The sequence below is a fragment of the Paenibacillus sp. J22P51 genome (genome assembly GCF_059692215.1).
This window is the reverse complement of record NZ_JCAUAZ010000005.1, coordinates 284,914-295,818: the sequence shown is the minus strand read 5'-3', so window position 1 is coordinate 295,818 and position 10,905 is coordinate 284,914. Positions and strand designations below refer to the sequence as shown.

The 10,905-nt window shown below is 45.4% G+C and carries 10 protein-coding genes; 5 read left to right on the top strand and 5 right to left on the bottom strand.

The genetic code is table 11. The annotated features are described in order from the left end of the window. Positions 1–10 precede the first annotated feature (10 nt). From AC58QC_RS14420 to AC58QC_RS14410, 3 genes are all read left to right on the top strand, one after another. Complete coding sequence (locus AC58QC_RS14420) at positions 11–2,227, top strand: GDYXXLXY domain-containing protein (RefSeq protein WP_497415812.1); 2,217 nt, start codon at positions 11–13, stop codon at positions 2,225–2,227. 40 nt (positions 2,228–2,267) lie between these two features. After that, on the top strand, positions 2,268–3,140 hold the full coding sequence (locus tag AC58QC_RS14415; protein ID WP_497415811.1) for an EamA family transporter: 873 nt from the start codon (positions 2,268–2,270) through the stop codon (positions 3,138–3,140). 109 nt (positions 3,141–3,249) lie between these two features. Beyond that, positions 3,250–3,879, top strand: a complete 630-nt coding sequence (locus AC58QC_RS14410; protein WP_497415810.1) for a hypothetical protein — start codon at positions 3,250–3,252, stop codon at positions 3,877–3,879. A gap of 647 nt (positions 3,880–4,526) precedes the next feature. Here the strand turns inward: AC58QC_RS14410 and AC58QC_RS14405 are convergent. The 4 genes from AC58QC_RS14405 to AC58QC_RS14390 all read right to left on the bottom strand — a co-directional run bounded on the left by AC58QC_RS14405 (position 4,527) and on the right by AC58QC_RS14390 (position 7,905). Continuing rightward, entirely contained in the window at positions 4,527–5,759 is a 1,233-nt protein-coding gene (locus tag AC58QC_RS14405) for a threonine synthase (protein ID WP_497415809.1), read from the bottom strand. Positions 5,760–5,793: 34 nt separating this feature from the next. Then, complete coding sequence (locus AC58QC_RS14400; protein ID WP_497415808.1) at positions 5,794–6,540, bottom strand: YheC/YheD family protein; 747 nt, start codon at positions 6,538–6,540, stop codon at positions 5,794–5,796. Then, positions 6,533–6,934, bottom strand: a complete 402-nt coding sequence (gene panD, locus AC58QC_RS14395) for an aspartate 1-decarboxylase (protein ID WP_497415807.1) — start codon at positions 6,932–6,934, stop codon at positions 6,533–6,535. Before panD ends, AC58QC_RS14400 begins: the two co-directional genes overlap by 8 nt. Before the next feature lie 206 nt (positions 6,935–7,140). Next, a complete protein-coding gene (locus AC58QC_RS14390) occupies positions 7,141–7,905 on the bottom strand; it encodes a sulfite exporter TauE/SafE family protein (RefSeq protein WP_497415806.1) in 765 nt (254 codons plus the stop codon). Between the two features lie 187 nt (positions 7,906–8,092). Between AC58QC_RS14390 and AC58QC_RS14385 the strand changes: the two genes are divergently transcribed. Together AC58QC_RS14385 and AC58QC_RS14380 are read left to right on the top strand one after the other, a co-directional pair. Continuing rightward, positions 8,093–9,424: an MFS transporter gene (locus tag AC58QC_RS14385; RefSeq protein WP_497415805.1), complete on the top strand. Its 1,332-nt coding sequence runs from the start codon at positions 8,093–8,095 to the stop codon at positions 9,422–9,424. Positions 9,425–9,485: 61 nt separating this feature from the next. Then, complete coding sequence (locus AC58QC_RS14380; protein ID WP_497415804.1) at positions 9,486–9,920, top strand: GNAT family N-acetyltransferase; 435 nt, start codon at positions 9,486–9,488, stop codon at positions 9,918–9,920. 66 nt (positions 9,921–9,986) lie between these two features. On the opposite strand, the gene AC58QC_RS14375 is transcribed toward AC58QC_RS14380, so the two are convergent. After that, entirely contained in the window at positions 9,987–10,883 is an 897-nt protein-coding gene (locus AC58QC_RS14375; RefSeq protein WP_497415803.1) for a helix-turn-helix domain-containing protein, read from the bottom strand. Positions 10,884–10,905 lie beyond the last annotated feature (22 nt).

The following is a 10,905-nucleotide window of genomic DNA, read 5'->3' as shown; positions in this document are numbered from 1 at the left end:
GGAAAACAGCATGAAATCCAGCAAAATCATGATCCAACTTGGTTATGTATTGGGGGCCAGTGCTCTTTTAACTGCTATCGGTTACTTCTTCGCTTCGAACTGGGAGAAGTTAAACCGATTAGAGAAATTTATTCCAGTATTCGTGCTCATTATAGGGTTCTATGGTCTATCCGTTTGGCTTTCTCGCCAAGTAGGAAGAGAGTTTTTAAGTAAATTAAGCCTGTTTGCTAGTTGTATTTCCTTCGGTGTTGGCGTCGGACTGATTGGTCAAACCTACAATTCCCATGCAGACAGTTACAGCCTATTTCTTGTTTGGTTCCTGCCAGCTATTCTATATGCGATTCTAACCCGATGGCAGCCCTATTATGTGTTAAGTTATATTCTTGGCCATCTAGCTTATGGATTGTTCTTTTTCCCGAAATGGGGGAGCTATTCCGAAGCGGAAGGGACTACAATCGCCATTTGGTTAGGTCTAGCGGTTGTGAACGGCACTTTGTTCGTCCTGTTTGAGAAGAAGCGTTTACATTCACCATTTCTCAAATGGGTGACCTTTCAAGCGACAATTTGTATATTTATTATCATGTCAGTGTCTCATACGTTTGAGCATTATGGGATCTGGATGAATGTGCCTCTTGCTGCTGTGCTTGCACTTGCAGTGATGTATGCGCATCGGACACAGAATAAAGTGTATCTGTTGTTCGCAGGGCTTTGGATTTCAGCCGCGATCACCACGAAATACGTCGAACTGATCATTGAGTATCATAATGAATTATTTTTTATCGTGAGCTTGTTGTTCGTGATAGTGTTTATTGGCGCAAATGTTATGTTTATGAATTATGTGCGTGCCTGGAAGCCCGCCTCTGAGAAAATGGAAGAGGGCACAGGTGGAGAATCCACGAAGGATGGCAAAGGCGATGGTGACTTCACGAAATGGGTCGTACGCGTACTTACCATTTCCGTCATTATCATCGGTTCATTGTTAGGCAGTTTTACGCTAATTGGACTTGTGACAGTGGTTCTAGGGTTTGATGATCCTGCCAATATCTTGATCGGATATGGTTTCCTGTCCGTCATCGGGATGTTAGCTGCGAAGAAATTCAATGTATTGGCGCGTTTTACGATTTTGATTAGTGGGCTGATGCTGGGGACTGGCGCGGCTGTCGGCACAGAGCAATCTTCGATGCTGCTCATCTTCCTAGCGCTAACTCTAGTTGCTTTCTTATATTTGAATGGCTTGGTGACAAGGATTCTGTTTTACTTAGCTTCTGTCATCATTCTGGCTTTTGTATTATTCGATTGGATCAATGATGGTGTCGCTGTTCTTAGTATCCTGTCTGGCTTGCTGTTCCTGCTGTTCGCTGGTGGTCAACTGATCCGTCAGGCAACATTCCGTGAGCCAGTCTTATATAGCAGCCTGCCAGCCTTCTTGTTATCGTTATTCGCATTAACCTTTATGACAGAGTCTGGGTGGTATTATGCTACGAATGTCCTATTCTCCCTGCTAGTTCTAGCAGCGATCCTAATAAGCAGACAGCTTCAGGTTCGATGGATATTCGCATGGTCAATGGGCTTCTGGATAGCTTTCCTCGTGTACAAATACTACGATCTGGCCTGGAAGCTCCTGCATAAATCAATTAGCTTCGCCATTATCGGAATTCTGATTCTAGGGTTTACGGTGTGGATTGAAAAGAGGCAGGGACTTGAACCAGACGAGACTACGCTTCCTCGTCCTGCTTATGGAGCGAACCGTTGGATCATCGCACTATTAGTTTTATTGCAAGTAGCAGCAATGTCGTTGCAAATCGGCAAGAGTGAGTATCTCCTCAGCCATGGCAAGCTGATTAAGCTGCAGCTGCAGCCGCTGGATCCGCGTTCATTGATACAAGGTGACTATGTTCGCTTGCGTTACGTGATTTCCGATCCGCCGATCTATCAAGATAATCTGGAAGAACGGACGTCCAAAGGGAAAATTGCCGTTGTACTTACACCTAGCAGTTCCTCAGATGTCTATGAGTTCCGTCGGGAATATAAGTCTGGAGAACAGCTTGCACCTGATGAAGTCCGCTTGAATGGTGAAAGAGTGGGCTATGAAGGGATTAATTATGGCATTGAAACTTTCTTTATCCCGGAAGGTACGGGTACGAATTACGAACAAAATGCGAAGTTTGCCGAAGTCAAAGTATCTGCCGGCGGCGATGCGATATTAGTTCGATTAACAGAGAAATAACCAAGCAAGCATGTATAGAAAGAATGAGGTAATAAACATCATGTGGCTCCTATTTTCCGTCCTCGCGGCGCTATGCTTTGGCCTGCGAGGTATTCTTTATCATTGGTCAAGTCAGCAATCACTGAATCGTAATGTACTGCTCTGTGGTACCTTTGCTATGGGCGCAGTTGTGAGTTTAGCATGTGCCCTTATCTGGCAGTCAGAGTGGGAAGTTTCGGCGCTTATTGGGATTCAAATGGGGTTGTTTTCCTTCGGAGCCAACGCCAGTATGTTCAAAGGCTTTGCAGTGGGTAAGGCCTCGTTAGTCGCGATTTTGACAGGGCTGCCCTCGGTAGTTGTTGTACTATTTGCCTATGTCCTATGGGGTGAACGGCTGAACTTGCTTCAGCTGTTTGCCTTTGTTGTCATTGTAATCGGTATTTTATTTGTCAGGTATTCCAATGATATTACGTTGAAAAACTTACAGGGTGCAGGTTGGGGCGTCGTTGCGCTTCTTTTATTTGCGGCCAATGACTTGTCCAGTAAATGGACAACCCTTGTTCATGCTTCATTATTTCCAACGTTGTTCTATATGTTTGCAACAGGCACAATTTGCTTCGCCATTTGGTGGTGGAGAGATAAGAAGATGACCGCCGCGAAGCAATCGGAAGGAATTACGAGAACATGGACTGAACGTAAGACGTTCCTATTTGGGATGGTTGTCGGCATTACCAATGTGTTGGGGATGATTCTCATCATTCATGGGTTTGCACATGGGATAACTGGACTTGTTTCGGCAGTTGTTGCCCTCAATGTCTTGATTGTGTTGCTGTATACGCGATTTATTCTGAAGGATAAATTCTCGAAGCTGGAACAATCTGGATTAGCCATTGCGATGGTAGGCATACTGATGATGAAGCTAGTTGCTGCTTGAAATTGCTTTACGCCATGTAAATTACAACATATACTTTCTGATCTGGCGTAAATGCGTTACAATAGAAATATTCGTGCCATTAAGAATGATTCAGGAGGCTTTAACGACAATGACAGACAAAGATATCGAAACAGAAGCACTCGTAGAGAACGAACATGATCCAGAACGTGATCAGGCCCAAGTCATTATTACATGGTTCCAACATATCCTAGAAATTGTGAAAGAACAATTTCCTGAGTATGAAGTTGATGGTCAAATTGGTAATAATCCAACCTATGGTCCGATGTTTGCTTTTACACTTAAAAAAGATGAGAAGTCCACAGCATGCGGATTTTTCTTAAATGAAATTATGAGAAATTTCCAAACGAATCCAAATGCAGGTTTGTGGATGTCCTCTTTCTTCGTTGATTTGTTGAGAAGCGACGAAAGTCACCTTCTTCCGAATCCACCACAATCCGAAGATGAAGCCAAAGAATTGTTGGACAAGCATATTGTTCCATACTGTGCGGCTGCAGTTCGCGAGGAATTCCCTGAGCAGAAGATCTACGTAGATCTTGAGCTTCATGAAGAGCATGGCCCGGTTCTTGAGGCTGGCTTTGTAGCAGTTGAAGAAGGCAATAATACATGTGCACTACCTTTGCAATATTTGATGACGTTATATTTATTGAATCGTGACCCAGCAGAACCGCTAATTCAAGCGATGTACCGTTTGTATGAGGAAAATAATTTAGGTCAATAAGGATCGAAAAGACGACAGCCAGGAGGAATTCCCTCCTGGCTGTCGTCTTTTCATACTACATTTGCTTCTTATCAAAACTACATCACTGCTGTCCACGTTGGCTCCTCGCCGGAATTTGCGTTAGTCCGATATCTCCGAATTAAAACGAGAACTCTATACAAATAAGAAGAAATGGTAAGATTTTGCCGAACTATCTATCCATTTTGCTTGGATGGGGGTTGTTTGTGGCGATTTAGTTAGGTTATTTAGGACTAATTAAGAATTGATGATGCGGACAGTGAGTTTAATTCGATTATTTCGGACTAATGGGTGCCGGAGGGGCAATTCATGCCGAGTTAGTCGATAAATTCGAGTAACTCGATCGAGGTAGAAGCGAAATGAGCCGAGTTAGTCGATAAATTCGAGTAACTCGATCGAGGTAGAAGCGAAATGAGCCGAGTTAGTCGATAAATTCGAGTAACTCGATCGAGGTAGAAGCGAAATGAGCTGAGTTCGTCGATAAATTCGAGTAACTCGATCGAGGCAGAGGCGAAATGAGCCGAGTTCGTCGATAAATTCGAGTAACTCGATCGAGGCAGAGGCGAAATGAACTGAGTTCGTCGATAAATTCGACTAACTCGAGAGAAGAAGCGGCCTTAGGGGTGAAGTTATAAGTTCTGATAAATCATGAAGTCATCATAGGTTCGAATGATGGGAATAGCTGTACTCGCTCCGAGCTTCGCATATTTCATCGCATGTGATGTGTTGAACAGCACGACGGAGTCGGTAGGACGAAGCCAGCCTTTGTCACAAAGGGCAAGCATCGCTGCCCATGTCGCCGCACCTTCCGGTGAAGAGGAAATACCTTCCGAACCTAAGCTTTGCGTGGCTTCCGCAATTTGCGCTTTCGAAACCGCGATGGCAGTTCCTCCGCTTTGCTCAACAATCGACAGAAGCAGTCCCAAATCCGGGGGATTGGGGACACGCATCCCCGTCGGATTGGGGATGATTTTCCCTTTTTCAGGCTGAGCAGTATCACTGACAGCGCTTTGCGTCGTGTTAAGTACACCATTGACAATCGGCTGACAGCCTTCCTCTTGGACACAAACGAATCTTGGCATATCGCCATGGATGAAGCCTAAGGATTTCAGCTCCAGGAATGCTTTCCACATGCCAATAATACCGGAGCCGCCGCCTGTGGGATAGATGATCACATCAGGGAATGTCCATCCTAGCTGCTCGGCAAGCTCAAGTCCCATCGTTTTTTTGCCCTCAACCCTGCCGGGCTCCTTCAAAGTTCCGACATTTACCCAGCCTTGCTCCGCTCGACCAGACTCGATAATCGCCGCGGCATCATGAATAAAGCCATCGACAAGAACGGTCATTGCCCCATACAATGGGCACTCATCGACAATGAGAGAGGGGCAGTCCATGGGGATAAAGACATACGCTTGAATACCGGCCCTGCCAGCATAAGCTGCCAATGCGCCTGCCGCATTCCCATTGGAAGGAACGGCGGCCTTCGTAGCTCCAGCTTCTTTCAATAAAGAAACTGCAACAGAAAATCCTCGTGATTTGAAGCTGCCTGTAGGATTCTGTTCTTCTCTCTTGATCCACAGACGTTTAAGTGAAAGCTTGCTTTCCCAGCTCGGCATCCGCAGGAGAGGCGTCCAGCCTTCACCTAAGGTGATGATAGTTGCTTGATCGCGTACCGGCAGCAGTTCGTAATATCTCCACATCGAGGGGTAACGCAGCTGTAGGGATTGTTTCGTGAAGGAACGCGCAACGTGCTCGAGATCATAGTCAACCAATAAAGTGCCCCCGCACTGGCATTTCATGTCTTGATAGCGGAAGGGCAGCCTTGCAGAACATCGTGAGCAATACAGCTCCCTTTGTATCATTTCTGGGCCTCCTCAGCGTCTCTGGCAGGAGCCTTCATTGTTTTTTCCTGCTTGCATGAAATGATTTGATTTTGTGGAACGCAGCTTTGTTAGGAAGTTTTAAGAATAGTTCGAGCATGGGGGCGAAATTCACTTCGATAATCCACACATGCCCCTGTTTATCAAAAGCCATGTCAATTCCCATCGTTTTGACCCAACGGTAGGAGGGACCTAGCTGCGCAGCAGTTCGCAGTGCAACCGCGTGCAGGTCAGCGATGAGCGCAGAAGTCTGCAGTTTCTGAAGTCCAGAGTGCTGGAGCGCGTTCTCTACCGTGACAACCTTGCCACCGCTCCTGCGAATATTCGTAACAATAAAGCCTTTGCCGGCCACTTTCGCAAGCATCCCTGTTACTTGCCAATCCGATTTAGGGTGACGTTGAACCATCACTCTAAGATCGAAGGGACGGCCATTCTTGGTGGCAAGGTTGATACGCTGTTGGACGATGTAATTTGTCCTGGCTTTTTTCTTGATAAACGCATTGACTTCCTCTAGAGCGGTATACGTCCGTTTCTTAGCTCCATCTTGAAATTCATAGGTTGAGCTATTGACAATTTTGACCCGGATCACACCGTTCCCGCCATAACTGCCAGTCGGTTTGAGAATGATTTGACCATATTTAGTTAACATGCGCCAGAAGCTGCTAACACTCAACCATTCGGTTTCAGGCAGATATGCATGAAGCCTCTTTGACTTGCGCAGTATTTTATATTTGGTCCATTTACTTGTCGAGAGATTACTCATAGGCTTTCTCTTCTTGCCTTTGAATAACTACATCATGTTCCTCCACTTGAAGAAGCTGGTTGCGTTCATCAACGAAGACAACCTGCGGCTTGAGTGCACGAATTTCCTCTTCGTTCATCAGACCCATACTGAGAATAATCACGAGGTCACCAGGGGAGAAGAGATGGGCAGGCGGACCGTTTAATCCGATTTTGCCGCAGCCTTCTGGAGCGGGAATCGCGTACGTTTTCCAACGTGTGGCATTACGCAGACTGGTGACTTGAACCATTTCATAGGGATAAATATTTGCTTTGCGCATCAGTAATCCATCAATGGTAATGCTGCCTACATAATCCAAATCGGCTTCCGTTACGGTCGCGCGATGAATCTTCCCTTTACACATTAGTCGCTGCATGTGCAGTAGCGCTCCTTTATGATCACATGTTGTTCTTCACAGCGTATGAGAGAGACAAGTATCACGGTGTAGGCATTGGCCTATTTCTAATGAAAAATGGGCATCACATATGGGCAATGAATTCGTTATTTCCCGGGTAACCGCAAAATCCGACATACGAGTCCCAAGCGATAAAAAAAGCAGAGCCAAGGGCTCTGCTTCACATGTTAAATTAATTTAATGCCGCTAATTAATACTAAGGCAGCGATAATCGTGCGTAGCACAGTGGTAGGAGCCTTCTTCGCTAGCATACTTCCGATAAGCACGCCAGGAATCGAACCAATTACAAGATTGAAGACGAGAGTGAAATTCACATTCCCCATGCTAGCATGTAGGATACCCGCTGTTGACGAGAGAAGAAAGGCGTGTGCGATATCCGTACCAACAAGCTGAACGGGAATCATTCGGAAAAAGTAGAGCATGGCAATGGCATATAAGGAACCGGAGCCAATAGACGTAAGACCAACGATGAAGCCAAGAACCGCACCAATCGTTATCGTCAACCAGCGTTTCTCTTCTAAGGATTTCAGCTGCCAGCGATTTTCTTTCAGTCGGTGTCCGAAGAACACTTTGAACAGCGTCGCGAAGGCAACCAGAATGAGTACATAGCCGAGCGCATGCTTGATAACGACTTCTTGATTGTCAAAGAAAGATTCGAAAAATTTCAGGAATACGACTGCAACGATTACACCCGGAATACTCCCGAGAGCAAGCATTTTGACCAGCTTAAAGTCGATTGTTTTCTGCCGCCAATGCTGGATCGTACCGAAAAGCTTCGTAATCGAATTGTAAAGAAGGTCTGTACCTACAGCTATAGAAGGATGAATACCAATTAAGATGAGTATCGGAGTCAGTAAGGAAGCGCCGCCTACACCTGTCATTCCGACCAGAAATCCAACAATAACGCCCATTAGAATAATACTCAAAGTCATGTTGTCATGTCCTCTTTTCAATTACCCACTAAACACATTGGATTAATTTTAGTTCCGAAAATGGCATTTGTAAAGAGAAATTTTCCAGGCCCGTTCCTTTATCCCGAGTAAATATCTTGCTATTCTTCGAATCTGGAATCAGGTACAATAGATAGATGTGTCAAAGTCAGCTTTGGGAGGATTAATCATGCGTAATCGAACTACCGTGATGGTCAGTATCGTACTGGCCATGTTAGTCGCGTCAATGGATACGACAATTGCCAATACAACGATGCCGATCATTGTGAATGACATTGGTGGGAATAGCCTGTATGCCTGGGCATTTACCTCCTATATGGTGCTTTCAACGGTTCTTGCTCCGTTAGCAGGACGTTTATCCGATCTATTTGGGCGTAAAAGGATATATGCCGCAGGCATTCTATTGTTTCTCGGGGGTTCTGTCCTCTGCGGATTATCGGATAGTATGGTGCAGCTCATTATTTTCCGGGCCATTCAAGGGATTGGCGCAGGAGTGATGATGCCATTTCCATCGATTATTGCTGGCGATATCTACCCGGTGGAGCAGCGGGGGAAGGTGCAAGCTTTTTTCACAGGTATGTGGGGATTATCCGCCATATTAGCACCCTCATTAGGAACGTTTTTTGTAACCTACATGAGCTGGCGCTGGATTTTCTACGTGAATGTCCCGATTTGTCTCATTGCCTTGCTTGCCCTGCTTCCCTACAAAGAAGTGTATCAACCGAAGAAAGCCGTGATCGACTATTGGGGGGCAATATTGTTTGCCGCAGGGATTTCGTCCTTACTTCTAATAACTGTGGTCGAATCCTATACCTACATATATGGTGCCGTTGGTGTAGTCCTGCTTGTCGTTTTCTTCCTATATGAAAAAGGGCATGCAGCCCCAATTGTTCCTTTGAATTTGATGCGGAATCGACCAGTCGCCTTCATGATAGGCGGTTCATTTCTCAGCTGCGCCGCACTTTTCGGGACGGCCAGCTATATTCCCTTGTTTTTGCAAAATCAAGGGCACTCGCTATTCGTCAGCGGCATTGCGCTGCTTAGTACATCTATCGGGTGGATGGCAGTTGCAGTCCCTAGTGGGAAATGGGTGATCCGCTTTGGTTACAAGCCGCTGCTCCTAACGGGAAACGCTCTACTAATCGTCACCGCAGTGTTGCTTTTCTTTATCCGTGAAGGCACCTCATTTTGGTATGTATTCAGCACGCTAACGATGTTGGGTCTTTCGTTTGGACTGCTGTTTACAGTATCTACGATTGGTGCTCAGCAGTTAGTGGAGGCCCATCAGAAGGGGATTTCAACCTCGCTTCAGCTTTTCGCCCGGAATATCGGCACTGCGGTAAGTGTGACCGTGATGGGTTCGATTGTTACGAAATCAAGCGACTTTTATACGGGTATCCATGGGATGTTCGTTTATGGGTTAGTAGCAAGCATAGTTGCATTTGCAGTGCCATTAGCGATTCGCACGATGCGGAAAGAACTACAATCGGCTTCAAGTTGACAGCATGCCAAAGTTAGTAGATTATGGAAAGATATACGACGAAAGAAAGAAGTGAATACACGTGTTATTGAATGTGAAATCCCGACTGCATGAAGGTGAAATCCAGGAATTGCTTGGCTACAGTGTTTTTCCTGACGATGATAGCTTACAGTCAGCCTTAAGCCTATATGAAAAAGATGAGGACTCTTGGTTGTTTGCTTACGAGTCCGAAGGAATCCTTGTAGGAATCATTGGTTTTAAGATGAACGCGAGGCAAGAGATGAAGCTGAGTCATCTAGCGGTCGAGCCTGAGAGCAGAGGTGTTGGCTTTGGCCGTGGCATGCTGCTTGAAATCATTGAGGACATGCAACCTACCCGAATCACGGTGGAAACGGATGAAGACGCTGTGCAATTTTACCGTAATGTAGGCTTCGTGATTCGCAGTCTAGGCGAGAAATATCCCGGTGTGGAGCGATTCCAATGCATATATGAGGTCGAGATAGACGAGGAAGAATAAACAAAATCCCGAATGACTGCCACGATGCAGCATTCGGGATTTTTTTAGGTAAAAGTAGATAATTACTTACATGCGTGATTTGACGGTTCTTGCATACTCCGAAGGACTCATTAACGTCGCTTTCTTAAAAGCTTTGGAGAAATAGTGGACAGAACTGAAACCCAGTCGCCTAGAAATCTCGGTGAAATTAAACGTTTCTTCGCGAATCAGGATTTTAGCTTGATCGATTTTCAATTTGGCGAAATACTCCATGAGTGAATAGTTCGTATGTTTTTTGAAAAGGTCCTTGAGCTGTGTTTTGCCTACACAGAACACTTGGCTGATCTCGTTCAGCGTGAGATGGGTATCGAGGTGGTCGGCCATATAGGCCATCACTTTGGTTGTCAAATCGTGGACTAACTTCTCTTTGGCAACCGTAGATAGCGGGAAGTCAACTTCAGTTGAAGCGGTTTTCCGAATTAAACGCAATAAGAGAATTTCCAAATAGCTTTGCAGCATTTGCTCACTTCCGACAGGTGCATCCTGCCGACGCACGAGGGGGTGACTGAAAGGAAAGTGAAAAGCTTGCTGGCCTTCTCTCACAATCTGGGTAAGTAGGTTACGCTCCTCATCCTCCAAATACAGCACTTTTTGCTCGAAAAATTGCATAGCTTTCGAATGACAATCGAATGTCATGACGATTAAGTTAGGAGCTTTACCTTTGGTTGCATAGAAGCTATGAAATTCATTGGGTTTATGAAAAATAATGGACCCTTGCTTGAGTATGTAACGATTCTCATCTGCATGAACCTCCACCTCGCCACGATCGACATAGAGAAACTCCCAGAAGTTATGCTTCTCCCCATTGAACGAATAATCCTTACCAAACTCGAAGTAGTGCATCGTAATGACTTTATGGATAACTAGACTCATCTTCAAATGTGTGCGCTGATACTCGGTTGAGTTCGTTTCGCTAATCGCCATTGGTGTCACTCCTGATATTTCA

Excerpts from the sequence above, each read along its gene's own strand:
- AC58QC_RS14420 (WP_497415812.1), top strand. The coding sequence starts at position 11 with ATGAAATCCAGCAAAATCATGATCCAACTTGGTTATGTATTGGGGGCC.
- AC58QC_RS14415 (WP_497415811.1), top strand. The coding sequence starts at position 2,268 with ATGTGGCTCCTATTTTCCGTCCTCGCGGCGCTATGCTTTGGCCTGCGA.
- AC58QC_RS14410 (WP_497415810.1), top strand. The coding sequence starts at position 3,250 with ATGACAGACAAAGATATCGAAACAGAAGCACTCGTAGAGAACGAACAT.
- AC58QC_RS14405 (WP_497415809.1), bottom strand. The coding sequence starts at position 5,759 with ATGATACAAAGGGAGCTGTATTGCTCACGATGTTCTGCAAGGCTGCCC.
- AC58QC_RS14400 (WP_497415808.1), bottom strand. The coding sequence starts at position 6,540 with ATGAGTAATCTCTCGACAAGTAAATGGACCAAATATAAAATACTGCGC.
- panD (WP_497415807.1), bottom strand. The coding sequence starts at position 6,934 with ATGCAGCGACTAATGTGTAAAGGGAAGATTCATCGCGCGACCGTAACG.
- AC58QC_RS14390 (WP_497415806.1), bottom strand. The coding sequence starts at position 7,905 with ATGACTTTGAGTATTATTCTAATGGGCGTTATTGTTGGATTTCTGGTC.
- AC58QC_RS14385 (WP_497415805.1), top strand. The coding sequence starts at position 8,093 with ATGCGTAATCGAACTACCGTGATGGTCAGTATCGTACTGGCCATGTTA.
- AC58QC_RS14375 (WP_497415803.1), bottom strand. The coding sequence starts at position 10,883 with ATGGCGATTAGCGAAACGAACTCAACCGAGTATCAGCGCACACATTTG.